The 25,019-nt window shown below is 70.7% G+C and carries 22 protein-coding genes; 1 reads left to right on the top strand and 21 read right to left on the bottom strand.

Features of this window, described 5'->3' with window-relative positions:
* Window positions 1-116: 116 nt before the first annotated feature.
* The 6 genes from carB to pyrR all read right to left on the bottom strand — a co-directional run bounded on the left by carB (window position 117) and on the right by pyrR (window position 8,087).
* Window positions 117-3,425, bottom strand: coding sequence for a carbamoyl-phosphate synthase large subunit (gene carB, locus ACIF9R_RS01695; protein WP_399972799.1), 3,309 nt, complete (start codon window positions 3,423-3,425; stop codon window positions 117-119).
* Window positions 3,418-4,575, bottom strand: coding sequence for a glutamine-hydrolyzing carbamoyl-phosphate synthase small subunit (carA, locus tag ACIF9R_RS01690; protein ID WP_399972797.1), 1,158 nt, complete (start codon window positions 4,573-4,575; stop codon window positions 3,418-3,420). The genes carB and carA overlap by 8 nt, the downstream gene beginning before the upstream one ends.
* Entirely contained in the window at window positions 4,572-5,132 is a 561-nt protein-coding gene (locus ACIF9R_RS01685; protein WP_399972795.1) for a hypothetical protein, read from the bottom strand. Before ACIF9R_RS01685 ends, carA begins: the two co-directional genes overlap by 4 nt.
* Window positions 5,129-6,415 carry a dihydroorotase gene (locus tag ACIF9R_RS01680; protein ID WP_399972792.1) on the bottom strand — a complete coding sequence of 429 codons (1,287 nt, stop codon included), beginning with the start codon at window positions 6,413-6,415 and terminating at the stop codon, window positions 5,129-5,131. The genes ACIF9R_RS01685 and ACIF9R_RS01680 overlap by 4 nt, the downstream gene beginning before the upstream one ends.
* A 5-nt stretch (window positions 6,416-6,420) precedes the next feature.
* The gene (locus ACIF9R_RS01675) at window positions 6,421-7,401 is read right to left on the bottom strand and encodes an aspartate carbamoyltransferase catalytic subunit (protein WP_399972789.1); all 981 of its coding nucleotides are present in this window, start codon (window positions 7,399-7,401) and stop codon (window positions 6,421-6,423) included.
* 101 nt (window positions 7,402-7,502) lie between these two features.
* Window positions 7,503-8,087 carry a bifunctional pyr operon transcriptional regulator/uracil phosphoribosyltransferase PyrR gene (pyrR, locus tag ACIF9R_RS01670; RefSeq protein ID WP_399972786.1) on the bottom strand — a complete coding sequence of 195 codons (585 nt, stop codon included), beginning with the start codon at window positions 8,085-8,087 and terminating at the stop codon, window positions 7,503-7,505.
* Window positions 8,088-8,352: 265 nt separating this feature from the next.
* Between pyrR and bldD the strand changes: the two genes are divergently transcribed.
* Window positions 8,353-8,853 (top strand): transcriptional regulator BldD, encoded by a 501-nt coding sequence (gene bldD, locus ACIF9R_RS01665; protein WP_189560231.1) that lies wholly within the window; start codon window positions 8,353-8,355, stop codon window positions 8,851-8,853.
* Between the two features lie 270 nt (window positions 8,854-9,123).
* Here the strand turns inward: bldD and nusB are convergent, their stop codons facing one another.
* From nusB to ACIF9R_RS01590, 15 genes are all read right to left on the bottom strand, one after another.
* Window positions 9,124-9,552 carry a transcription antitermination factor NusB gene (gene nusB, locus ACIF9R_RS01660; protein WP_399972782.1) on the bottom strand — a complete coding sequence of 143 codons (429 nt, stop codon included), beginning with the start codon at window positions 9,550-9,552 and terminating at the stop codon, window positions 9,124-9,126.
* A 2-nt stretch (window positions 9,553-9,554) separates the two neighbouring features.
* Window positions 9,555-10,121, bottom strand: a complete 567-nt coding sequence (gene efp / locus ACIF9R_RS01655; RefSeq protein ID WP_190100075.1) for an elongation factor P — start codon at window positions 10,119-10,121, stop codon at window positions 9,555-9,557.
* A 70-nt stretch (window positions 10,122-10,191) separates the two neighbouring features.
* Window positions 10,192-11,298, bottom strand: coding sequence for an aminopeptidase P family protein (locus ACIF9R_RS01650; protein ID WP_399972780.1), 1,107 nt, complete (start codon window positions 11,296-11,298; stop codon window positions 10,192-10,194).
* Between the two features lie 151 nt (window positions 11,299-11,449).
* Window positions 11,450-12,286 (bottom strand): Pro-rich N-terminal domain-containing protein, encoded by an 837-nt coding sequence (locus ACIF9R_RS01645; RefSeq protein ID WP_399972777.1) that lies wholly within the window; start codon window positions 12,284-12,286, stop codon window positions 11,450-11,452.
* Between the two features lie 125 nt (window positions 12,287-12,411).
* Window positions 12,412-14,055: a 3-dehydroquinate synthase gene (gene aroB / locus ACIF9R_RS01640; protein ID WP_399972774.1), complete on the bottom strand. Its 1,644-nt coding sequence runs from the start codon at window positions 14,053-14,055 to the stop codon at window positions 12,412-12,414.
* A complete protein-coding gene (gene aroC, locus ACIF9R_RS01635; protein ID WP_399972771.1) occupies window positions 14,052-15,236 on the bottom strand; it encodes a chorismate synthase in 1,185 nt (394 codons plus the stop codon). The genes aroB and aroC overlap by 4 nt, the downstream gene beginning before the upstream one ends.
* Before the next feature lie 182 nt (window positions 15,237-15,418).
* Entirely contained in the window at window positions 15,419-15,805 is a 387-nt protein-coding gene (locus tag ACIF9R_RS01630; RefSeq protein ID WP_399972768.1) for a hypothetical protein, read from the bottom strand.
* Window positions 15,806-15,856: 51 nt separating this feature from the next.
* Window positions 15,857-16,684 (bottom strand): shikimate dehydrogenase, encoded by an 828-nt coding sequence (locus ACIF9R_RS01625; protein WP_399972765.1) that lies wholly within the window; start codon window positions 16,682-16,684, stop codon window positions 15,857-15,859.
* Window positions 16,684-18,402 carry an endolytic transglycosylase MltG gene (gene mltG / locus ACIF9R_RS01620; protein ID WP_399972762.1) on the bottom strand — a complete coding sequence of 573 codons (1,719 nt, stop codon included), beginning with the start codon at window positions 18,400-18,402 and terminating at the stop codon, window positions 16,684-16,686. The genes ACIF9R_RS01625 and mltG overlap by 1 nt, the downstream gene beginning before the upstream one ends.
* Before the next feature lie 129 nt (window positions 18,403-18,531).
* Window positions 18,532-18,996, bottom strand: a complete 465-nt coding sequence (ruvX, locus tag ACIF9R_RS01615; RefSeq protein ID WP_399973027.1) for a Holliday junction resolvase RuvX — start codon at window positions 18,994-18,996, stop codon at window positions 18,532-18,534.
* A gap of 35 nt (window positions 18,997-19,031) precedes the next feature.
* Window positions 19,032-21,704: an alanine--tRNA ligase gene (alaS, locus tag ACIF9R_RS01610; protein ID WP_399972759.1), complete on the bottom strand. Its 2,673-nt coding sequence runs from the start codon at window positions 21,702-21,704 to the stop codon at window positions 19,032-19,034.
* Complete coding sequence (locus ACIF9R_RS01605; RefSeq protein ID WP_399972756.1) at window positions 21,704-22,075, bottom strand: hypothetical protein; 372 nt, start codon at window positions 22,073-22,075, stop codon at window positions 21,704-21,706. Before ACIF9R_RS01605 ends, alaS begins: the two co-directional genes overlap by 1 nt.
* 7 nt (window positions 22,076-22,082) lie before the next feature.
* On the bottom strand, window positions 22,083-22,535 hold the full coding sequence (locus ACIF9R_RS01600; RefSeq protein WP_399972753.1) for a DUF948 domain-containing protein: 453 nt from the start codon (window positions 22,533-22,535) through the stop codon (window positions 22,083-22,085).
* 202 nt (window positions 22,536-22,737) lie between these two features.
* Window positions 22,738-23,352 (bottom strand): 30S ribosomal protein S4, encoded by a 615-nt coding sequence (gene rpsD / locus ACIF9R_RS01595; protein WP_399972749.1) that lies wholly within the window; start codon window positions 23,350-23,352, stop codon window positions 22,738-22,740.
* Between the two features lie 299 nt (window positions 23,353-23,651).
* Entirely contained in the window at window positions 23,652-25,007 is a 1,356-nt protein-coding gene (locus ACIF9R_RS01590) for a replication-associated recombination protein A (RefSeq protein ID WP_399972746.1), read from the bottom strand.
* Window positions 25,008-25,019 lie beyond the last annotated feature (12 nt).

Genomic DNA, 25,019 nt, shown 5'->3' with positions numbered 1-25,019 from the left:
GGCTGGGGTCCGCGCCCCGAGGGGGCGCGGGGCTGTGTCGATGGTGCGGCTCCGCCCCGCGGGCTCGACCGGCCACAGACGGCCCGCAGCGTCGCGACCGGCCTCTCCGCGGAGCGCTAGTCGCGGGCCGCGGTCAGATGGTGCGCGTGTTCCTGGAGCGAGCGGACGCCCACGTCACCGCGGTTGAGTGCGTCGATGCCCTGGACCGCCGCGGCGAGCGCCTGGACCGTCGTCAGGCAGGGCACGGACCGGGCCACGGCGGCCGTACGGATGTCGTAGCCGTCGAGGCGGCCGCCGGTGCCGTACGGGGTGTTGACGATGAGGTCGACCTCGCCGTCGTGGATGAGCTGGACGATGGTCCGCTCGCCGTTCGGGCCGGTGCCCTCGGACTGCTTGCGCACCACCGTGGCGTTGATGCCGTTGCGCTTGAGGACCTCGGCGGTGCCGGAGGTGGCGAGCAGCTCGAACCCGTGCGCCACCAGCTCCCGCGCGGGGAAGATCATCGAACGCTTGTCCCGGTTGGCGACCGAGATGAACGCGCGTCCCTTGGTCGGCAGCGGTCCGTAGGCACCCGCCTGCGACTTGGCGTACGCCGTGCCGAAGACCGAGTCGATGCCCATGACCTCGCCGGTGGAGCGCATCTCAGGGCCGAGGACGGTGTCGACGCCGCGGCCGTGGATGTCGCGGAAGCGCGACCACGGCATCACGGCCTCCTTGACGGAGATCGGTGCGTCCAGCGGCAGTTCGCCTCCGTCGCCCTTCGCCGGGAGCAGGCCCTCGGCGCGCAGTTCGGCGACGGTCGCGCCGAGCGAGATCCGCGCGGCGGCCTTCGCCAGCGGCACCGCGGTCGCCTTCGAGGTGAAGGGCACGGTGCGCGAGGCGCGCGGGTTGGCCTCGAGGACGTAGAGGATGTCGCCGGACAGCGCGAACTGGATGTTGATCAGGCCGCGTACCCCGACGCCGCGTGCGATGGCCTCCGTGGAGGCACGCAGCCGCTTGATGTCGTACCCGCCGAGCGTGATCGGCGGCAGGGCGCACGCCGAGTCGCCGGAGTGGATGCCGGCCTCCTCGATGTGCTCCATGACGCCGCCGAGGTACAGCTCGTCGCCGTCGTAGAGGGCGTCGACGTCGATCTCTATGGCGTCGTCGAGGAAGCGGTCGACGAGCACCGGCCGGGAAGGGCTGATCTCGGTCGACTCGGCGATGTACGTCCCCAGCCGGGTCTCGTCGTAGACGATCTCCATGCCGCGGCCGCCGAGCACGTAGGACGGCCGGACGAGGACCGGGTAGCCGATCTCGTCGGCGATGGCCTTGGCCTCGGCGAAGGTGGTGGCGGTCCCGTGCTTGGGGGCGGGCAGGCCGGCCTCCTTGAGGACCCGGCCGAAGGCCCCGCGGTCCTCGGCGGCGTGGATGGCCTCCGGGGAGGTGCCGACGATCGGCACGCCGTTGTCCTTCAGCGCCTGCGACAGGCCGAGCGGGGTCTGGCCGCCGAGCTGGACGACGACGCCCGCGACCGGTCCGGCCTGCCGTTCGGCGTGGACGATCTCCAGCACGTCCTCCAGGGTGAGCGGCTCGAAGTAGAGCCGGTCGGAGGTGTCGTAGTCGGTGGAGACGGTCTCCGGGTTGCAGTTGACCATCACGGTCTCGTAGCCGGCTTCGGACAGTGCGAAGGAGGCGTGGACGCAGGAGTAGTCGAACTCGATGCCCTGGCCGATGCGGTTCGGTCCCGAGCCCAGGATGATCACCGCGGGCTTCTCGCGGGGCTCGACCTCGGTCTCCTCGTCGTAGGAGGAGTAGAAGTACGGCGTGCTCGCGGCGAACTCGGCGGCGCAGGTGTCTACGGTCTTGTAGACCGGGCGGATGCCCAGCGCGTGCCGGACCTCGCGGACGACGTCCTCGCGCAGGCCGCGGATCTCGCCGATCTGCTGGTCGGAGAAGCCGTGCCGCTTGGCCTCGGTGAGCAGGTCGCGGGTCAGCTCGGGTGCGGCGGCCAGCTCGTCGGCGGTCTCCTTGATGAGGAAGAGCTGGTCGACGAACCAGGGGTCGATCTTCGTGGCGTCGAAGACCTCCTCCGCGGTGGCACCCGCGCGGATGGCGCCCATGACGGCGTTGATGCGGCCGTCGGTCGGGCGGACCGCCTCGCGCAGCAGCTCGGCCTTGTCGCCCGCCTCCCCGACGAAGGTGAACTGGCTGCCCTTCTTCTCCAGCGAGCGCAGCGCCTTCTGGAAGGCCTCGGTGAAGTTGCGGCCGATGGCCATGGCCTCGCCGACCGACTTCATGGTGGTGGTGAGGGTGGAGTCGGCGCTGGGGAACTTCTCGAAGGCGAACCTCGGGGCCTTGACGACCACGTAGTCGAGGGTCGGCTCGAAGGAGGCCGGGGTCTCCCGCGTGATGTCGTTGGGGATCTCGTCGAGGGTGTAGCCGACGGCCAGCTTGGCGGCGATCTTGGCGATCGGGAAACCGGTCGCCTTGGACGCGAGCGCCGAGGAGCGCGACACACGCGGGTTCATCTCGATGACGATGACCCGGCCGTCCTCGGGGTTCACCGCGAACTGGATGTTGCAGCCGCCGGTGTCGACGCCGACCTCGCGGATGACCGCGATGCCGATGTCGCGCAGGATCTGGTACTCGCGGTCGGTGAGCGTCATCGCCGGGGCGACGGTGATGGAGTCACCGGTGTGCACGCCCATGGGGTCGAAGTTCTCGATGGAGCAGACGACCACCACGTTGTCGTGCTTGTCGCGCATCAGCTCCAGCTCGTACTCCTTCCAGCCGAGGATGGACTCCTCCAGGAGCACCTCGGTGGTCGGCGAGAGGGTCAGGCCCTGTCCGGCGATGCGGCGCAGCTCGTCCTCGTCGTGGGCGAAGCCGGAGCCGGCACCGCCCATGGTGAAGGAGGGCCGGACGACGACCGGATAGCCACCGAGGGTGTCGACGCCCCCCAGGACGTCGTCCATGGAGTGGCAGATGACCGAGCGGGCGGACTCGCCGTGGCCGATCTTGGCGCGCACGGCCTCGACGACGTCCTTGAACAGCTCGCGGTCCTCGCCCTTGTTGATGGCCTCGACGTTGGCGCCGATCAGCTCGACGCCGTACCGCTCGAGCGTGCCGGCCTCGTGCAGGGAGATCGCCGTGTTGAGAGCCGTCTGGCCGCCCAGGGTGGGCAGCAGCGCGTCCGGCCGCTCCTTGGCGATGATCTTCTCGACGAACTCGGGGGTGATCGGCTCGACGTAGGTGGCGTCGGCGATCTCCGGGTCGGTCATGATCGTCGCCGGGTTGGAGTTGACCAGGATCACCCGCATGCCCTCGGCGCGCAGGACGCGGCACGCCTGGGTGCCGGAGTAGTCGAACTCGGCGGCCTGACCGATGACGATCGGGCCGGAGCCGATGACCAGGACGGACTGGATATCGGTGCGCTTAGGCACGCTGGCCCTCCATCGGGACTGTGCTCATCAAAGACGTGAAGCGGTCGAACAGGTAGGCGGCGTCGTGCGGGCCCGCTGCCGCTTCCGGGTGGTACTGGACGCTGAAGGCCGGCCTGTCGAGCAGCCGGAGGCCTTCCACCACGTTGTCGTTCAGGCACACGTGGGACACCTCGGCGCGCCCGTACGGGGTGTCGGAGATCTTGTCGAGCGGGGCGTCGACGGCGAAGCCGTGGTTGTGCGCGGTCACCTCGACCTTGCCGGTCGTACGATCCTGCACCGGCTGGTTGATGCCGCGGTGGCCGTACTTCAGCTTGTAGGTGCCGAAGCCGAGGGCCCTGCCCAGGATCTGGTTGCCGAAGCAGATGCCGAAGAGCGGGGTGCCGCGTTCCAGGACCGCCCGCATGACCGAGACCGCGTGGTCGGCGGTGGACGGGTCGCCGGGGCCGTTGGAGAAGAACACGCCGTCCGGTTCGACGGCGTAGACGTCGTCCACGGTCGCCGTGGCCGGCAGGACGTGCACCTCGATGCCGCGCTCGGCCATGAGCTGCGGGGTCATCCCCTTGATGCCGAGGTCGACGGCGGCGACGGTGAAGCGCTTCTCACCGACCGCCGGGACGACGTACGGCTCGGTCGTGGCGACCTCGGCGGACAGGTCGGCGCCGCTCATCCCGGGGGCCTTGCGCACCTCCGCGAGCATCGCGGCCTCGTCGGTGACCGCGTCGCCGGAGAAGATGCCGACGCGCATCGCGCCCCGCTCGCGCAGATGGCGGGTGAGCGCGCGGGTGTCGATGCCGCAGATGCCGACGACGCCCTGGGCGGCCAGCTCCTGGTCCAGCGAGCGCGTGGAGCGCCAGTTGGAGGGCACGCGCGCGGGGTCGCGGACGACGTAGCCGGAGACCCAGATCTTCCGGGACTCCATGTCCTCGTCGTTGACCCCGGTGTTCCCCACGTGCGGGGCGGTCATCACGACGACCTGGCGGTGGTAGGACGGGTCGGTGAGGGTCTCCTGGTAACCGGTCATGCCGGTGGAGAACACCGCTTCGCCGAAGGTCTCCCCCACCGCCCCGTAGGCACGGCCGCGGAAGATCCGGCCGTCCTCCAGGACGAGTACGGCAGGAACCTTGCCGGTTCCCCTGGTGGAGGTTGTCATCGTGCGCCTTCCGTCTTGTTGATCATGTGGTGGAGGGTTTCCACCCACTCGTTGTGCTCGGCCGCGTGGTCGGAGCGGAAGCCGGAGTCGATCAGCCGCTCGCCGTGCGCCCAGGTGACGACCAGCAGACCGCCCTCGGTGAGGACCTTGCCGGCGATGCCCTTGTCGAGCCGGGCCCCGCGCAGCGCGTCCGCCGGGACGAAGAAGTCGTCGGCGCCGGGCCGTACGACGACCAGTCCCGCTTCGGTGAGCGTCAGCTCGGCCCGGCTGCGGGTGCCCAGACCGCGCGCCACGATGCGGTCGAGCCACTGACCGGCGGTGGTGGAACCGTGGTAGCGGCCGCTCAGCCTCAGTTTCGCCGGGCCGGGGTCGTCCGGCGCGTCGTGCAGCTCCGGCAGGTCGCCCTGGAGGGTGGCGCGCCACTTCCAGCCCTCGCGCATCAGCCAGTAGACGAGTGCGACGAAGAGGCCGAGTCCGACGACCCAGCCGATCCGGGCGGCCCAGTCGGTCACTTCCGCCGATTCCTTCGCGGCGGCCAGCAGGATTACAGGTGTCACGTGAGCTTCCCGTCGACGAGCGTGGCCTTGCCCCGTAGCCAGGTGTGCGTGACACGGCCCGGCAGCTCACGGCCCTCGTACGGGGTGTTGCGGCTGCGCGAGGCGAAGCCCGCGGGGTCCACGGGACCACGGTATGCCGTGTCGACGAGGGTGAGGTTGGCGGGCTCACCTGCCGAGACGGGACGTCCGTGGCCCTCGGCCCGCCCGATGCGCGCGGGCGTGGAGGACATGCGGTCGGCGACGCCGGCCCAGTCCAGCAGGCCCGTGTCGACCATCGTCTCCTGGACCACCGACAGCGCGGTCTCCAGACCGACCATGCCCATGGCGGCGGCGGCCCACTCGCAGTCCTTGTCCTCGTGCGGGTGCGGGGCGTGGTCGGTGGCGACGATGTCGATCGTGCCGTCGGCGAGCGCCTCACGCAGGGCCATGACGTCCCGCTCGGTGCGCAGCGGCGGGTTGACCTTGTAGACCGGGTTGTACGTCCGCACCAGCTCGTCGGTGAGGAGGAGGTGGTGCGGGGTGACCTCGGCGGTGACGTCGATGCCGCGGGATTTGGCCCAGCGGACGATCTCGACGGACCCGGCGGTCGACAGGTGGCAGATGTGGACGCGGGAGCCGACGTGCTCGGCGAGCAGGACGTCCCGCGCGATGATCGACTCCTCGGCGACGGCGGGCCAGCCGCCGAGACCGAGTTCGGCGGAGACGACGCCTTCGTTCATCTCGGCGCCCTCGGTCAGCCGCGGCTCCTGCGCGTGCTGGGCGACGACCCCGCCGAACGCCTTCACGTACTCCAGCGCACGGCGCATGATCACGGCGTCGTGCACGCACTTGCCGTCGTCCGAGAAGACGGTGACACCGGCCGCGGACTCGTGCATCGCGCCCAGTTCGGCGAGCTTGCGACCCTCCAGGCCGACGGTGACGGCGCCGATGGGCCGTACGTCGCAGTAGCCGTGCTCCCTGCCGAGCCGCCAGACCTGCTCGACGACACCGGCGGTGTCGGCGACCGGGAAGGTGTTGGCCATGGCGAACACGGCGGTGTAGCCCCCGCTCGCCGCCGCGCGGGTGCCGGTCAGTACGGTCTCGGAGTCCTCGCGGCCGGGCTCGCGGAGGTGGGTGTGCAGGTCGACCAGGCCGGGCAGGAGGATCCGGCCGGCGGCCTCGACGACCTCGGCGCCCTCGGCGGACAGTCCGGTGCCGACGTCCGCGACGGTCTCGCCGTCGATCAGGACGTCCTGCGGCTCGCCGCCGAGGACCTTCGCACCGCGGATCAGGGTCTTGCTCATGATGGCTACTTCTCCTCGGTGGTACGGGCGTGGGTCACGGCGGGTTCGTTGCCGCCCAGCAGCAGGTAGAGGACGGCCATGCGGATGGAGACGCCGTTGGTGACCTGCTCGATCACGGTGCAGCGGTCGGAGTCCGCGACGTCGGCGGTGATCTCCATTCCGCGGACCATCGGGCCGGGGTGCATCACGATGGCGTGCTCGGGCATCCGCGCCATACGGTCGCCGTCGAGGCCGTAGCGGCGCGAGTACTCCCGCTCCGTGGGGAAGAACGCGGCGTTCATCCGCTCGCGCTGGACGCGCAGCATCATCACGGCGTCGGACTTGGTCAGCGTGGAGTCGAGGTCGTAGGACACCTCGCAGGGCCAGCTGCCGACGCCGACCGGCAGCAGGGTCGGCGGGGCGACGAGGGTGACCTCGGCCCCGAGGGTGTGCAGCAGGTCGACGTTGGAGCGGGCGACCCGGCTGTGCAGGACGTCGCCGACGATCGTGATGCGGCGGCCGGAGAGGTCCTGTCCGATCCCGGCGTCCCGGCCGACGAGCCGGCGCCGCATGGTGAAGGCGTCGAGCAGGGCCTGGGTGGGGTGCTGGTGGGTGCCGTCGCCCGCGTTGATGACGTGCGCGTCGATCCAGCCGGAGGTGGCCAGGCGGTACGGGGCTCCGGAGGCGCCGTGCCGGATGACCACGGCGTCCACGCCCATGGCCTCCAGGGTCTGGGCGGTGTCCTTCAGCGACTCGCCCTTGGAGACGCTGGAGCCCTTGGCGGTGAAGTTGATGACGTCCGCGGACAGCCGCTTCTCCGCGGCCTCGAAGGAGATCCGGGTGCGGGTGGAGTCCTCGAAGAAGAGGTTCACCACCGTGCGGCCGCGCAGGGTCGGCAGTTTCTTGATCGGCCGGTCGGCGACCCGGGCCATCTCCTCGGCGGTGTCGAGGATCAGGACGGCGTCGTCGCGGGTGAGGTCGGCGGCCGAGATGAGATGACGCTGCATCTGTCAGGCTCCGTAAGGCAGTTCATGAGGCGAAATCGGGCAGACGGGTACGCGCGCGGGCGTGCCCAGCCGGCGCACACCGTCGGTGTGCGCCCGAAGTGCTACTGGGCGGTCCGCTTGGCGCCGAGCAGCACGGTGTCGCGACCGTCCTCCTCGGCGAGCAGGACCTTGACCGTCTCCCGCAGCGACGTGGGGAGGTTCTTGCCGACGTAGTCGGCGCGGATGGGCAGTTCGCGGTGGCCGCGGTCGACGAGGACGGCGAGCTGCACCGCGCGGGGGCGCCCGATGTCGTTCAGCGCGTCGAGGGCGGCGCGGATGGTACGGCCGGAGAAGAGCACGTCGTCGACGAGGACGACCAGCCGGCCGTCGATGCCGTCACCGGGGATCTCGGTGCGGGCCAGCGCACGCGGTGGGTGCATGCGCAGGTCGTCGCGGTACATCGTGATGTCGAGCGAGCCCACCGGGACCTTGCGCTCGGTGATCTGCTCGAGCTTGGCGGCGAGCCGCTGGGCGAGGAAGACGCCTCGGGTCGGAATACCGAGGAGCACCACGTCGTCGGCGCCCTTGGCGCGTTCGACGATCTCGTGGGCGATGCGGGTCAGCACACGCGCGATGTCGGGGCCTTCGAGAACGGGCCGGGCGTCGGGCTGTGCCTGCTGCGTGTCCTGCGGGTTCTGCTTGTCCATACGAAACGGACCTCCTTCTCCGCCTCACGGGACGGACCTTAAAGGACGTCGGATGTGCCGAGCCCACGCTATCAGGTCGCGATCCGCACGGAGCGACACCCCCTATCACCCCAATGGCGTAGCCGATCTTCGCTACCACGGAAGAGTCGGTGTGGACCATTCGGCTTGACGAGCCAGAGTAACGCTGCGTAACCTCACAGTGAGTTACCAGCCGCGCGGCATGGAAAACGGCCAGAGCCGCGTAGACACAGTGCCGGGGAGCTATATGTCCAGCGAATACGCCAAACAGCTCGGGGCCAAGCTCCGGGCGATCCGCACCCAGCAGGGCCTTTCCCTCCACGGTGTCGAGGAGAAGTCCCAGGGCCGCTGGAAGGCGGTCGTGGTCGGTTCGTACGAGCGCGGCGACCGCGCCGTGACCGTGCAGCGCCTCGCGGAGCTGGCGGACTTCTACGGTGTCCCGGTGCAGGAGCTGCTGCCGGGTACGACCCCGGGAGGCGCCGCCGAGCCCCCGCCGAAGCTGGTCCTCGACCTGGAGCGGCTGGCCACGGTGCCGGCCGAGAAGGCGGGCCCGCTGCAGCGCTACGCGGCGACGATCCAGTCCCAGCGCGGGGACTACAACGGCAAGGTGCTCTCGATCCGTCAGGACGACCTGCGCACCCTCGCCGTCATCTACGACCAGTCGCCCTCGGTCCTCACCGAGCAGCTGATCAGCTGGGGCGTCCTGGACGCGGACGCGCGCCGCGCGGTGGCGTCGCACGAGGACTAGCACCGCGGGTCGCGCAGAAACGTGCCGCCGGGGGGGGGGGGGGGGGGGGGGGGGGGGCCCCCCCCCGGGGGGGGGGGGGGGGGGGGGGGCGGGCGGCGGGGGGGGGGGGGCGCCCCCGCCCCCCCCCGCGGGGGGCCCCCCCCCCCCCCGCGGGGGGGGGGGGGCGCCCCGGGGCCCCCCCCCCCCCCGGCGGTTTTCGCGAATCGGCGGTCTCGGCCCGGCCGCGGGCCGTGGTGGGGTGCGCGCGGTTTTCCGGGCCTCGCGGGATGGTTACTCCCGGCGCAGAGACGGCTTGAGTTCCTTGAGTCGGCCCAGCAGGCCGTTCACGAAGGAGGGCGACTCGTCCGTCGAGAACTCCTTCGCCAGCTGCACCATCTCGTCGAGGACGACCGCGTCCGGGGTCTCGTCGACCCAGATCAGCTCGTAGGCGCCCAGACGCAGGATGTTGCGGTCGACGACCGGCATCCGGTCCAGGGTCCAGCCGACCGAGTACTGGGCGATCAGCTCGTCGATGCGCTTCGCGTGTTCCGCGTAGCCCTCCACGAGCTGCATCGTGTACTCGCTCACCGGCGGCTGCCGGGTGTCGGTCCGGGAGTGCCGGATCCAGTCGGCGAGGACCGTCAGGACCTCGGTGCCGCGCTGGTCGCCCTCGAAGAGGATCTGGAAGGCACGTTTGCGGGCCGTGTTGCGGGCAGCCACGGTTAGCTGTTCACCCGGCCGAGGTAGTCGCTGGTGCGGGTGTCGACCTTGATCTTCTCACCGGTGGTGATGAAGAGGGGAACCTGGATCTGGTGGCCGGTCTCCAGGGTCGCCGGCTTGGTGCCGCCGGTGGAACGGTCACCCTGCACGCCCGGCTCGGTCTCCTGGATGGTCAGCTCGACCGCGGCGGGCAGCTCGACGAAGAGCACCTCGCCCTCGTGCTGCGCGACCGTGGCCTCGAAGCCCTCGACGAGGAAGTTCGCGGCGTCGGCGACCGTCTTGCGGTCGATGTGCAGCTGGTCGTAGGTCTGCATGTCCATGAAGACGAAGTACTCGCCGTCCATGTACGAGAACTGCATGTCGCGCTTGTCGACGGTGGCCGTTTCGACCTTGACGCCGGCGTTGAAGGTCTTGTCGACGGTCTTGCCGGACAGCACGTTCTTCAGCTTGGTACGCACGAAGGCCGGACCCTTACCGGGCTTGACGTGCTGGAACTCGACGACGGACCAGAGCTGGCCGCCTTCGAGCTTGAGTACCATGCCGTTCTTGAGGTCGTTCGTGGAAGCCACGGTTGCGGAATCTCCTGGACTGGACTGACGTGGACGACGGCCGGGGCGGGGGCAGGCGCACAGCACGGGGCTAGAGCGCGAGCAGCTCCTTGGTCGTGATGGTGAGTAGCTCGGGTCCGCCGTCCGCCTCGGGGCGCACGACGAGCGTGTCATCGATCCGGACTCCGCCCCGGCCGGGGAGATGGACCCCCGGCTCGACAGTGACCGGCACACAAGCGTCCAGTTTACCCATGGCCGCGGGGGTCAATTGAGGGTCCTCGTCGATTTCCAGTCCCACACCGTGACCGGTGAGCGCGGGAAGGGCCTCGGCGTACCCCGCGGAATCCAGCACATGGCGCGCCGCACGGTCCACGTCGCGGTACGCGGTGCCCGGCACCAGGGACTCGCGGCCGGCCCGCTGGGCCGAGAAGACCAGGTCGTAGAGCTCGATCTGCCAGTCCGCGGGAGCCGTGCCGATGACGAACGTACGGCCGATCTCGCAGCGGTAGCCGCGGTAGGTGGCGCCGAGGCAGACGGAGAGGAAGTCGCCCTCCTCCACCCGGCGGTCGGTGGGGCGGTGACCGGGCCGGCCGGCGTTCGGGCCGGTGGCGACGGAGGTGGGGAAGGCGGGGCCGTCGGCGCCGTGATCGACCAGACGCCGTTCCAGTTCCAGGGCGAGGTGGCGCTCGGTGCGGCCCACGAGGATCGACTCCAGGAGTTCGCCCAGGGCCTGGTCGGCGATCTCCGCGCCGATACGGAGGCAGGAGATCTCCTCCTCGTCCTTGACGACCCGGAGCCGTTCCACGGCACCGGCGATGTCGGCGAGGCGCAGTCTCGGGGCGACGGAGTGGATCCGGCGGTGCCGGGTCACGGTGAGATGGTGCTCCTCCACGGCGAGGGAGTCGACGTCCTGGGCGACGGCCAGGTCGGCGGCGGTGGCGGCGGGGTCGCCGCCGATGCCGCTCGTCACGTGCAGGCGCAGTGCTTCGTCGGGGCGGCTCTGCGGGGACCGGTCGTCCGGCGGGCCGGCACACACCAGGACGTCCTCGGTCCTGCCGAGCAGTAGTACGGCGCCCTCGGGGGCGGCGCCGGCGAGGTAGCGCACATTGGCGGGGCGGGACACCAGCGCCGCCGCGCTGCCGACCGCGTTGCAGCATTCCCGTAGCCGCGCCCGGCGGATCGCGTAGACCTCTGACATTCTTCGAGCGTAGGAGCGGTGGCTGGATGTTGCCGGTCGAGTGGGGCCGAGTGGGGGGCGGGCGGGGCGCGGGAGGGGGCGGGCGCGGGCAGTCCCACACCCGCTCGGAACGGTCCCTCATCCCCTCAGGGCGGTCCCTCCACGGCGGTGGTTACCACTGTGGAGGGCTGGCTATCGAGCGGGCCAGGACGTCGTCCAGGATGCGGGCCGTTTCCGGTATGTCCAGCTGGGAGTTGTCGATGATGGGCAGGCCGGAGCCGTACCAGCCGGCCATACGGCCGTGGATGCGGGCCACCTCCTCGTCGCCGAGGCGGCGATTGCCCGTACGTTCCGCGTTGCGTTCCAGGACGATGTCCAGCCCGGGGAGCAGGACGACGGGCAGCAGACCGGGGCCCACGTGCCGCTTCCAGCCGCCGAGCCCGACGACCGGGCGGTCGGGGAAAACGGCGTCGTCGAGGATGCAGGAGATGCCGTTGGCGAGGAAGTTGCGTGCGGCGAAGCCGCAGGTGCGCCGGGCCAGGCGGTACTGGGCTTCGGAGTGGTCGTTCCATCCGGACTGCGGGTCGGCGAAGCCGGAGCGGACCCACTCGCGTACGTCGTCCAGGCTGATGTGGGCGGTCGGGACCCGGCGATGATCCGCCCAGTACTTGGCCACACTCGTCTTGCCCGCGCCCGCGGGCCCTATCAGCAGCACCGCCATGATCGTCCCGGCCGGATCGGGCGCCGCGGGGGACTGTGGCGGGCTGGGCATGGCGACGGGGCCGCCGGGCGGCAGCGGCACATGGCCGGTGGTGTCCGGCGGCGGGGGCATCGAGGCGTGCTGCGGACCCGCGGCGGGGCCGGGCGGAGGGGCGGGATAACCCGGTGCCGGAGGAGGCACGGGCAGCGGGTGCCCGCCCGGATGGTGTGCGGCCGGTGACCAGCCGACGGCCGGTCCATGCCCCGGCTGATGGGGCGGCGGCAGCGGAGAACCCCCTGCGTGCTGCATCCGGTGCCACTCCGTCTCGTCCAGGCGATGGGGCGCTGACCGCGGGGGTGTCCCGCGTGCTACCGAACGGTACCGCCCCCTGCCGTCGTTGTGTGAACGGCCGGGGGCAGTGATGAGTGCCCGCGTTACTCCCCCACCTCGCCGTACGCGGCGAGCAGGACGGCAGGGTCGGGTCCTTCGAGCACCGTGGGCTTGGCCAGACCGTCGAGGACGATGAAGCGCAGCATGTCGCCGCGGGACTTCTTGTCGACCTTCATGGCCTCCAGAAGCTTCGGCCACTGGTCGTGACGGTAGTGCAGGGGCAGGCCGACCGATGCGAGGACCGTGCGGTGGCGGTCCGCGGTGGCGTCGTCCAACCGGCCCGCGAGACGGCCCAGTTCGGCGGCGAAGTGCATACCGACCGAGACGGCCGCGCCGTGCCGCCACGTGTAGCGCTCGTTCTTCTCGATGGCGTGGCCGAGCGTGTGGCCGTAGTTGAGGATCTCGCGCAGACCCGCTTCCTTCAGGTCGGAGGAGACCACGTCCGCCTTCACCCGGATCGAGCGCTCGATCAGTTCCGCGGTGTGCGGGCCGGCCGGGGTACGGGCGGCCTCGGGGTCGGACTCGATCAGGTCCAGGATGACCGGGTCGGCGATGAAGCCGGCCTTGATGACCTCCGCCAGGCCGGACACGTAGTCGTTGACGGGGAGGGAGTCCAGCGCGGCCAGGTCGCAGAGGACGCCGGCGGGCGGGTGGAAGGCCCCGACGAGGTTCTTGCCCTCGGCCGTGTTGATGCCCGTCTTGCCGCCCACGGCCGCGTCGACCATGGCCAGGACGGTGGTCGGGACGGCGATCCAGCGGACCCCGCGCAGCCACGTGGCGGCGACGAATCCGGCCAGGTCGGTGGTGGCACCACCGCCGACGCCGACGATCACGTCGGTGCGGGTGAAACCGGACTGGCCGAGCGCCTTCCAGCAGTAGGCGGCGACCTCGGCGGTCTTGGCCTCCTCCGCGTTGGGCACCTGGACGGCGATCGCCTCGTAGCCCTGTCCGGCGAGGTCCGCGCGGAGCGCGTCGCCGGTCTCGGCGAGAGCCTCGGGGTGCACGACCGCGACACGCTTGGCCCGGTCGCCGATCAAACCGGCCAGCTCACCGAGGAGCTGACGGCCCACCAGAACCTCGTAGGGCTCGGACCCCGCGGTACCGCCGATCCGGATCCTCGTCACATCGTTCACCACAGCGTCCTTTGGCCGGGGGCCCGGGGGACGTGCCCCCGGAGATACGGTCTTCAGCTCCAGCGCGTCCAGGACGGCCTCGGTGACCTCCTCGGGCGCACGTCCGTCGGTCGCCACCACGGCCGTGGCGACCTCCTCGTACAGGTGCCGACGGGCCTCCATCAGTTCGCGCCACTGCTTGCGCGGGTTGACGGCGAGCAGCGGCCGCGCGACGTTGAGGCCGGTGCGCCTGACCGCCTCCTCCACGTCCATCGACAGATAGACGACCTGCTGGGGGGCCAGCAGGGCGCGGGTGTCGGGGTCGAGGACCGAGCCGCCGCCCAGCGCCAGGACACCCTCGTGCTCGGTGAGCGCCGTCTGCACCGCTCGCTTCTCGACGGCTCGGAAGGCGGCCTCGCCCTCGTCGACGAAGATGTCGGCGATGGTCCTGCCCTCGGCGCCGACGATGTCGTCGTCGGTGTCGCGGAAGCCGACGCCCAGCCGCTCGGCCAGCAGACGGCCGACGGTGGACTTGCCCACCCCCATCGGGCCGACCAGCACGATCCGCGGGCTCATCGGATGGCCAGGTTGTCGAGGTAGGACCGCACGTTGCGGGCGGTCTCGGTGACGCTGTCGCCGCCGAACTTCTCCGCGACCGCGTCCGCGAGGACCAGCGCCACCATGGCCTCGGCGACGATGCCGGCGGCCGGCACCGCGCAGACGTCGGAGCGCTGGTGATGGGCGGCCGCCTCCTCGCCGGTGGCGACGTCGACGGTCCTCAGCGCGCGCGGCACCGTCGCGATCGGCTTCATCGCCGCGCGGACGCGCAGCAGCTCACCGGTGGTCAGCCCGCCCTCGGTGCCGCCGGAACGGCCGGAGGCGCGCTTGATGCCGTCGGGGGTGGTGAGGATCTCGTCGTGGGCCTTCGAGCCGGGTACCCGGGCGAGGCCGAAGCCGTCTCCGACCTCCACACCCTTGATGGCCTGGATGCCCATGAGGGCGGCGGCCAGGCGTGCGTCCAGTCGGCGGTCCCAGTGGACGTGGGAGCCGAGACCGACGGGAACGCCGTACGCCAGGACCTCCACCACGCCGCCGAGGGTGTCGCCGTCCTTGTGGGCCTGGTCGATCTCCGCGACCATCGCCTCCGAGGCGTCCGCGTCCAGGCAGCGCACCGGGTCCGCGTCCAGCCGCTCCACGTCGGCGGGCGTCGGGTACACGCCGTACGGAGCCTTGGCCGCGGCCAGCTCGACGACATGGCTGACGATCTCGATGCCGGCCGTCTCCTTGAGGTACGAGCGGGCCACCGCGCCCAGCGCCACACGGGCGGCGGTCTCACGGGCGGACGCGCGCTCCAGGATCGGGCGAGCCTCGTCGAAGCCGTACTTCTGCATTCCGGCCAGGTCGGCGTGGCCGGGGCGGGGACGGGTCAGCGGGGCGTTGCGCGCCAGGCCGGCCAGAACCTCGGGGTCGACCGGGTCGGCCGCCATGACCTGCTCCCATTTCGGCCACTCGGTGTTGCCCACCATGACCGCGACCGGGGAGCCGAGGGTCAGACCGTGCCGGACGCCACCGAGGAAGGTGACCTCGTCGCGTTCGAACTTCATCCGGGCACCGCGTCCGTAGCCCAGCCGCCGCCTCGCGAGGTGGTCCGCCACCATCTCCGTGGTGATCGGTACGCCGGCGGGAAGACCCTCCAGCGTCGCGACGAGTGCGGGACCGTGGGACTCCCCCGCGGTCAGCCAGCGCAACCTGCTCAACGGTGCTCCTCCGTGCTTCGCGCCCCGGTATGCCCTGCGTACGCGTCCGTTCGCGTACCGCTGTGGCGTGACGGGGTGCGCGGCCCCGGTCCGCCACCTCCGATCCTCCCACGTCCGGGCGGGGCGACCGGCCGCCGGTCCATCAGACGGACGACGCGGCCGGGACCCGGGCGGAGACAGGATCAGGCCGTACCCTCGCCCCGGCGCCGCGGGGGCGCGTAGGCACCGAGGAAGTCCGCACCGCTCGGCCGCTGTCGCGCGGCCGGAGTCGTGGGCCCCGGTGCCTGGGCGCCGAGGGGGTCCGCCCCGCCGCTCTGCCGCTGCGGCGCGTACTCGCCCAGGTAGTGGGCGCCGCTGTCCTCGCCGTACTGGGCAGCCGTCCGGACCGGCGGGCCCGAGCGGACGGCACTGCGGTGAGCGATCCTGCGGTTGATCCTGACGGACCAGGAGGCCACGACCGCGAGCACGACCAGGGCCAGCGCGGTGATCTGCAGCCAGTCGGGCAGGAAGCCCAGCACGGACTCGAATATCTGGGTCTTCCACGACGCCAGCGGCGTGCTCTCGGACATGGATCGCGTTCCCCTCCCGTGTTCCGCCCCCTGCGGAACCGAAGGTGGATCCTAGCGGGCGGCGAGGGCCCGTTCCGCTGCTTTTCGGACGGCGTCCAGCGGGGCCGGCGACCGTCCCGTCATCTGCTCCACCTGGAGCACCGCCTGGTGCACCAGCAGGTCGAGCCCGCTGATCACGGCACCTCCGTTCGCGGACCAGCGCTCGGCGAGGACGGTCGGCCAGGGGTCGTAGAGCACGTCGAACAGCGCCGCCGGGCGTTCCGGGACGGCCCGGGCGAACAGGTCGGTGACGCCGGCCGGGGTGGTGCTGACGACCAGCGGTGCGCGCAGGGCCTGCTCGGCGTCGTCCCATGCGGCGATGCGCACCGCGACGTCGAGCCGCTCGGCCCACTGCCTCATCTCGGACGCCCGGGTCTCGCTGCGGACATAGACGGTGATCTCGCCCCGGCAGATCCGGGCCAGGGCCGCCAGGGCGGAGGAGGCGGTGGCGCCGGCGCCGAGGACGGCCGCGTGCTCCACCGTGTCGATGCCGTGCTCGCGCAGGGCGGCGGCCATGCCGGGGATGTCGGTGTTGTCACCGGTCCTGCGGCCGTCCTCGTGGAAGACGACCGTGTTCACCGCGTCCACGGAGGCCGCCGTCCCACTGATCTCGTCGAGCAGCGGGATGACCGCCCGCTTGAGCGGCATGGTCAGGGAGAGCCCCGCCCACTCGGGGCCGAGCGTCTCGAAGAACCCCGGTAGCGCCTTCTCGTCCACGTCGAACCGGTCGTACGTCCAGCCCTCGAGCCCCAGCTCCGCGTACGCGGCTCGGTGCAGCACCGGGGAGAGGGAGTGGGCAATCGGGGAGCCGAGTACGGCGGCACGGCGGAACTCGGCCATCAGTTGTTCCTCGAAGCGTTGAATTCCCTGACCAGCTCCGCGTGTTCGGCATTGGTCCTGGTGAACTTGCTGGTCTTCCCGTCGAGGGAGATGAAGTAGTACCAGCCGTCGTCCGTCGGGTTGAGCGCCCCCTCGACGGCGTCCTTGCCGGGGTTGCTGATCGGTCCGGGCGGCAGCCCCTTGTAGAAGTACGTGTTGTACGCGTTGTCGTAGTTCCTGAGTTCCGCGAGGGTCAGGTCGATCTTGCTCTGGTTCTTGATGTAGTTGTACGTGGAGTCGAACTCCAGCATGCCGTTGGTCTCGGTGTTGCCGGCTTCCAGGCGGTTGTAGATGACCTCCCCCATCTTGCGGAAGTCGCTGTGGCTGGTGCCCTCCGCCTGGACGAGGCTGGCGACGGTGACCAGCTGCCACGGATCCTCGAGTCCGAGGCTCTCGGCCTTCTCCTCGACCTTCAGTTCGTCGTAGACCTCGGTGGCCTGCGCGACCATGCGGGTGAGAACGTCCTCGGGCGTCTGCCCCTTGGACACTCCGTAGCTGGACGGGAAGAGGAATCCTTCCAGCGGGTCCTTGACGTTCTTGTGGTTCTGGGCCCACTCGGGCAGACCGAGCTTCTCCCAGTCCTCCTTGGCCACTTTCGCGGTCGTACCCGCCTCGACCCCGAGGCGGGTGTCGATCAGCTTGTAGATGTCGGCGTTGCGTTTGCCCTCGGCGATGATCAGGTTGTTGCGGCTCTTCGGGCTGAGCATCAGCTCGACCGCGCTGGCGGCCGACATCTCCTTCTGCAGCGTGTACACGCCGTCCTGGATGGTTCTGCCCTGTTCGTTGGCGGCCTGGGCCGCGACGAAGGCGTCGACGCTCTTGACGACGCCCTGCTTCTTGAGCTCCTGGCCGATGGCGTAGCCGCCGGAGCCCTTGGGGATCGTGACGGTCACCTCCTCGCCGTTGCCGGTTCCCGCGAAGTCCGGCGCGCTGCCGAAACGATCCTGGTAGAACTGGTAGCCGAAGTAGGTGACGCCGGCCAGGCCGCCGCCGAAGACCGCGACCACCACGAGACAGGCCAGGCCGCTGCGCCGCTTCTTCTCCTTGCCGCCCCGCCGCTCGCCGCTTCCGCGCCGCTCGCCGCTTCCGCGCCGTTCGGCCGGTTCGTCGTCGCGGTCGTCATCGTCGTCGCCGCCCGCGAAGAAGGCGTGTTCTCCCTGATCGGGACCTGGATCCCAGTCCGGCTCGGGCTCCGGCTCGGGCTCGGCGCGGCGGCGGCCGGGGGGCTCGGGCGGCGGGTATGCCTCGGGGGTGCCGTAGGCGTCGGCCTGTTCCCCGCCGTACCCCCCGGGCTGCTGCCCGTACGGATTCGTCGGGTCGGCGGCATACGGGTCCTGCGGGTGGTGCTGCGCGCCGCTGGGCCAGCCGTTCTGGTCGTACTGCGGCTGGTGCTGCTGCTGAGGGGCGTACTGCTGGTCGTACGGCGACTGCTGCTGCCCGTAGCCCTGCTGCTGGTCGTACTGCGGATACTGCTGCTGCCCGTAACCGTTCTGGTCGGGGGTGCCCCAGTCTCCGTACTGCGCCTGCGCCTGCGCTTGCTGCGGCTGCTGCGGATAGTACTGCGGCTGACCGCCGTAGGGGGACTGCGGGCCCTGCTGCCCTCCCCATCCGCCGTCCCCGTACAACGGGTCCTCCGGATGCCACGGTTCGGAGCCTGGACCCCGGCCATACTCAGTCATCGATCCCCTAGAGCCGCGAGGCGACGGTCACCCCGGCCACCTGAAGACCACGGCTTCCGTCCCGCCTCTCTCTGTGCGGCGGCTGTTCGAAACACCGTCCGCATCGCGCGGAACGTTACCGTACCGCGATCAGAGGGCCACTTCGACGCCCTCACCGGGTGGTCTGCCTGACACCCGTTCGGATTCCAGGGCCTGCTGGAGGATGATCACAGCGGCCGCCTGATCGATGACGGAGCGCCCCTTCCTCGACCTCACCCCGGAGGCGCGCAGTCCCTGACTCGCCGTCACCGTCGTCATGCGCTCGTCGATGAGCCGCACCGGAACGGGCATGACCAGGCGGGCCAGTTCGCGAGCGAACCCGCGGACCTTGGCCGCGGCCGGCCCCTCGCCCCCCTTGAGGGAGCGAGGGAGGCCGACGACGATCTCGATCGGCTCGTACTCCTCGACGAGCTGCTTCAGTCTGCGGTGCGCTGCCGGGACGTCCCGGCCGGGGACCGTCTCGACCGGCGTGGCGAGGATCCCGTCGGGGTCACAGGAGGCCACCCCGATGCGGGCGTCCCCGACGTCGACCGCGAGACGGCGGCCGCGGCGCATCGCCGGGCCGTCCGTCCGCTCCTGAGCGGGGCCGTTCACTTGGCGGTGTCCGCCACGAGGCGCTCGACGGCGTCGACGGCCTCGCCGACGGCGGCCGGGTTCTGGCCGCCGCCCTGGGCGAGGTCCGGCTTGCCGCCGCCACCGCCGCCGAGCGTCTTGGCGGCGGTGCGCACCAGGTCACCGGCCTTGAGGCCGCGCTCGCGTGCGGCCTCGTTGGTGGCGATGACCGTCAGCGGCTTGCCGTTGTTCACGGTGAACAGGGCGACGACGACAGCCCTGCCGCCCTGGATGCGGCCCCGCACGTCGAGGACCAGCTTGCGCAGGTCGTCCGGTGTGGTGCCGTCGGGGACCTGGCCGGTGACGAGGGCGACACCGCGGACGTCCTTGGCGGACTCGGCGAGACCGGCGGCCGCCTGGAGTACCTTCTCGGCGCGGAACTTCTCGATCTCCTTCTCGGCGTCCTTGAGCTTGCCGAGCATGGCGGAGACCTTCTCCGGAAGCTCCTCCGGGCGGCCCTTGATCAACTCCTGGAGCTGGGCGACGACCGTGTGCTCCCGGGCGAGGAAGTTGTAGGCGTCCACGCCCACCAGGGCCTCGATACGGCGCACACCGGAGCCGATGGACGACTCGCCCAGCAACTTCACCAGGCCCAGCTGGGCGGTGTTGTGCACATGGGTGCCGCCGCACAGCTCCTTGGAGAAGTCGCCGATGGTCACGACGCGCACGCGCTCGCCGTACTTCTCACCGAACTCCGCGATGGCGCCCTGCTTCTTGGCCTCGTCGATGCCCATGACGTCGGCGCGCACGTCGAGGTCGCGGGCGAGCACCTCGTTGATCTTCTGCTCGACGTCGGTCATCACGGCCGTCGGTACGGCGGACGGCGAGCCGAAGTCGAAGCGGAAGCGGCCGGGCTGGTTCTCGGAGCCGGCCTGGGCGGCCGTCGGGCCCAGGGCGTCGCGCAGCGCCTGGTGGGTGAGGTGGGTGGCCGAGTGGGCGCGGGCGATGGCCGTACGGCGGCGCCCGTCGATGGCGGCGTGGGCCTTGGCACCGACGGTGACCTCGCCGACCTGGACGACACCCTTGTGGACGTACACACCCGGGACCGGCTTCTGACAGTCACGGATCTCGATGACGGCACCGGTGTCGACCTTGATGCGGCCGGTGTCGCCGATCTGGCCGCCGCCCTCGGCGTAGAAGGGGGTGCGGTCCAGGACGATCTCGACCTCGTCGCCCTCGGTGGCGGCCGGGGAGGAGGCGCCGTCGACGAGGATGCCGACGATCGTGGACTCGCTCTCGGTGTCGCTGTAGCCGACGAAGTCGGTGGCACCGGACTGGTCGGCGATCTCGCGGTAGGCACCGGCGCCCGCGTGGCCGGTCTTCTTGGCCTGGGCGTCGGCCTTGGCGCGCTCCCGCTGCTCCTTCATCAGCCGGCGGAACCCGTCCTCGTCCACGGAGAGACCCTGCTCGGCGGCCATCTCCAGGGTGAGGTCGATCGGGAAGCCCCAGGTGTCGTGGAGCAGGAACGCCTTGTCGCCGGCCAGGACGGTACCGCCGGCGGACTTGGTGTCGCTCACGGCGGCGTCGAGGATGTTGGTGCCGGCCTTCAGCGTCTTGAGGAAGGCGTTCTCCTCGGCAAGGGCGACCTTCTCGATGCGCTCGCGGTCGGTGACCAGCTCGGGGTACTGCTGTCCCATCATCTCGATCACCACATCGATCAGGTCCTTGACGACCGGACCGGTGGCGCCGAGCAGGCGCATGTTGCGGATGGCGCGGCGCATGATGCGGCGCAGCACATAGCCGCGGCCCTCGTTGCCGGGGGTGACGCCGTCACCGATGAGCATCACGGAGGTGCGCATGTGGTCGGTGACCACGCGCAGCGAGACGTCCGAGGCCTGGGCGTCGCCGTAGGCCACGCCGGTCAGCTCGGTGGCCCTCTTGATCACGGCCATGGAGGTGTCGATCTCGTACATGTTCTGCACGCCCTGCAGAATCATGGCGAGGCGTTCCAGGCCGAGACCCGTGTCGATGTTCTTGCTCGGCAGTTCGCCGAGGATCTCGAACTCCTCCTTGCCGGTGCCCTCGCCCCGCTCGTACTGCATGAAGACGAGGTTCCAGATCTCCACGTACCGCTCGTCGTTGACGGCGGGGCCGCCCTCGGCGCCGAACTCGGGGCCGCGGTCGTAGTTGATCTCGGAGCAGGGGCCACAGGGACCGGGGACGCCCATGGACCAGTAGTTGTCCTTCTTGCCGAGGCGCTGGATGCGCTCGGAGGGGACACCCACGACGTCGTGCCAGATGCGCTCGGCCTCGTCGTCGTCCTGATAGACGGTGATCCACAGCCGCTCGGGGTCGAGGCCGTAACCGCCCTTGTCCTGAGGGCTGGTGAGCAGCTCCCAGGCGTACGTGATGGCGCCTTCCTTGAAGTAGTCGCCGAAGGCGAAGTTGCCGCACATCTGGAAGAACGTGCCGTGGCGCGTGGTCTTGCCGACCTCTTCGATGTCCGGCGTACGCACGCACTTCTGCACGCTGGTGGCGCGGTCGAAGGGCGGCTTGACCTCGCCCAGGAAGTAGGGCTTGAAGGGCACCATGCCGGCCGGCACGAGCAGCAGAGTCGGGTCGTCCGCGATGAGCGACGCCGAAGGGACGACGGTGTGCCCGCGCTCCTCGAAGAAGCTCAGCCAGCGGCGGCGGATCTCGGCCGACTCCATCAGTGGTCCTCATTCCGGTTGTACGGGTTCGTCGTGTACGTCGACGCGCGCGCCGGGCCCTCGACGTACTTGCTGCTGTTGCGGTTCTCGATGACGGCGTAGCCCCGGGGCGGGGGGAGTTCGCGGTCGACGGGGGCGCCCAGCCCGAGCGCGTCGCCCAGTTCCGCCTCGCGTCGGGCCATGTTGTCGCGGACCTCGAGGGCGAAGTCCACCGCGCGGTCCTTGAGCCGGCCGCCGGCGTCGATCGCCTTGTTCGCCGCGGTGACGGCGAGGCTTTCGGGTGTCAGCTGCTTCAGCTTGCGGTTGACCTTGGTGGTGGCCCACACGCCGGCGGCGACGCCGGTGGTGAACCAGAACGTTCGGCGGAACATCGCTGGGTCAGTCCCTCTTTCCCCGGGTCCGCTTTTCCCGCCGCGCCCCCGGGACGGTACGGCCCACGATCACGGGACGCCTCGACGACTTGGCCGGGGCGTCGTCCTTGCGGCCGCTGACGGCCCGGCGTACGCCGTAGCCGAAGGCTGCGACCTTGACCAGGGGGCCGCCGAAGGTGGAGGCCACGGTCGTCGACAGCGCGGAGGCATTGGAGGTGACCTCCTGGACGTCGGAGGCGATCGCGTCGACCCGCTCGATCTGGGTCTGCGCGGAGCGCACCGCCGTGGAGGCGTCGGCCAGCAGCGGGACCGCCTGATCGGTCACCTCCGCCACGAGCCTGGTGGTCGCCCGGAGCGTCTGGGCCAGCCTCGCCAGCGCGACGGCGAGGAAGGAGACCAGGATCGCCCAGAACACGGCCACCAGGATTCCGGCCACCTCGCCACCGGACACTGTGTGCACCCGCTCCCTTGAAACGCGCCTGAACAACGGACAAGTCGTGTGCCCGAGCCTATCGCGCCGGTGACGTCGCTCCGTACCGGATTACCGGGCGCCACCGGCGAAGTCGCGGGAGCGGACGGGTCGGGCGAAGACGAGCCCGCCGCCTCGTCCGCCCACAGGGGCGGGGAGACGGCGGGCTCGGAACACCGCGTGCCTGCTGGGATCAGCGGGCGTAGTACTCGACGACGAGCTGCTCGTCGCAGATCACCGGGATCTCCTTGCGGTTCGGCTCACGGTCCAGGCGGAACGCCAGGGCCTTGAGGTTCACCTGGAGGTAGCGCGGGATCTCACCGTCGGGGGCGAAGCCGCCTTCACGGGCGATCGTGAAGAGGGTCTTCTCCTTGCTGCGCTCGCGCACCTGCACGACGTCGTCCGGACGGACACGGAAGGAGGGCTTGTCGACCTTCTTGCCGTTGACCGCGATGTGGCCGTGGACGACCATCTGACGGGCCTGGTAGATCGTGCGGGCGATACCCGAACGCAGGACCAGCGCGTCGAGACGGCGCTCGAGCTCGATGACCAGGGCCTCACCGGTCTTCATCGAGGTCTTGGAGGCACGCTCGTAGGCGCGGACCAGCTGGCGCTCGGAGAGGTCGTACTGCGCGCGCAGACGCTGCTTCTCCAGCAGACGGACCTTGTAGTCCGAGTTCTGCTTGCGGCCGCGGCCGTGCTCACCCGGGGGGTAGGGACGGGCCTCGAAGTACTTGACGGCCTTCGGGGTCAGCGCGATGCCGAGGGCACGCGACTTCTTGACCTTGGGGCGGGACTGGTTCGCCACTTCTCTTCCTTTTCCTTTTCGGCTGCCTCAGGGTTACGGGAGGTCGCATCCGCAGCCGGGGATTCCCATCGGGTCCGCTGGGACCTGGTGGGCAGCCGCTCCCCTGGTCTGGGCACATACGTGCAGCACACGAACGGCCCACCGACCGGTCCCGGGACTTACGGGTGGTAGTGGGCTGCCCGCGACACCTACGACGGTGCGCGACGCTCCTGGATCGAAGATCCGGCTGGATGTCCCGCCTGAGGCGCCGACCGGAGCCGGACACGGGACGCAGCACTGCCGGAAAGTCTACAGGGTGGTCAGGACCGCTTCCGACCGAGGTGCTTCCTGGTCCACTCCACCGCGTCGGCGTACCTCGCCTCCGCGCCGTGCCGGGTGGGCTCGTAGTACGCGCGGTCCTTCAGCGCGTCCGGCGCGTACTGCTGTTCGGCGATGCCCTCGGGCAGGTCGTGCGGGTAGGTGTAGCCCTTCCCGTGCCCGAGCTTGTTCGCGCCCTTGTAGTGGCTGTCCCGCAGATGCGGCGGGACAGGCCCGGACAGTCCCTTGCGGACATCGTCCAGGGCGGCGCCGATCGCGGTGGTCGCCGCGTTGGACTTCGGGGCGAGGGCGAGCGCGATGGTGGCGTGGCTGAGGGTGAGGGCGGCCTCGGGAAAGCCGATCATGGCGACGGCCTGGGCGGCGGCGACCGCGACGGGCAGCGCGGTCGGGTCGGCGAGGCCGATGTCCTCACTGGCGGAGATCATCAGCCGGCGGGCGATGAAACGGGGGTCCTCGCCGGCCTCGATCATGCGGGCCAGGTAGTGCAGGGCGGCGTCCACGTCGGAGCCGCGGATGGACTTGATCAGGGCGCTGGCGATGTCGTAGTGCTGGTCGCCGTCGCGGTCGTACTTCACCGCGGCCCGGTCGACCGTCTCCTCCAGGGTGGCCAGCGTCACCTCCGTCTCGCCCTTGTCGAGCGCGGCGCCGGCGGCGGCCTCCAGGGCGGTGAGCGCACGGCGGGCGTCGCCGCCGGCGATGCGCTGGAGGTGGTTCGCGGTGTCCTCGGGGAGGGTGAGGGCGCTCTTCAGGCCCCGCTCGTCGGTGAGGGCGCGGTGGAGCAGGTCCCGGATGTCGTCGTCGGTGAGCGGTTCGAGGGTGAGCAGCAGGGACCGCGAGAGCAGCGGGGAGATGACCGAGAAGTAGGGGTTCTCGGTGGTCGCGGCGATCAGGGTGACCCAGCGGTTCTCCACCGCCGGGAGCAGGGAGTCCTGCTGGGCCTTGCTGAAGCGGTGGATCTCGTCGAGGAAGAGGACGGTCTCCTGGCCGTACCCGCCGGAGGCGCGGCGGGCTCCGTCGATGACCGCGCGGACCTCCTTGACGCCCGCGGTGATCGCCGACAGCTCCACGAAGCGCTTGTTGGTGGCCTTGGAGACGACGTAGGCCAGGGTCGTCTTGCCCGTGCCGGGCGGGCCCCAGAGGATCACCGAAGAGGGTCCCGCGGGGCCCGAGGCGCCTTCGCCGACCAGTCTGCGCAGCGGGGAGCCAGGCTTCAGCAGGTGCTGCTGGCCCACCACCTCGTCGAGGGTGCGCGGGCGCATCCGGACCGCCAAGGGGCTGCCGGTCGGGTCCTTCTCCTGGCGGTCTTCCGCCGCGGCGGTGAACAGGTCGGGCTCCACGCTGAAACCCTA

Origin of the sequence: Streptomyces sp. NPDC086080 (assembly GCF_044540255.1) — a bacterium.
GTDB lineage: Bacteria > Actinomycetota > Actinomycetes > Streptomycetales > Streptomycetaceae > Streptomyces.
This window is presented reverse-complemented; position numbering and strand designations above follow the sequence as displayed.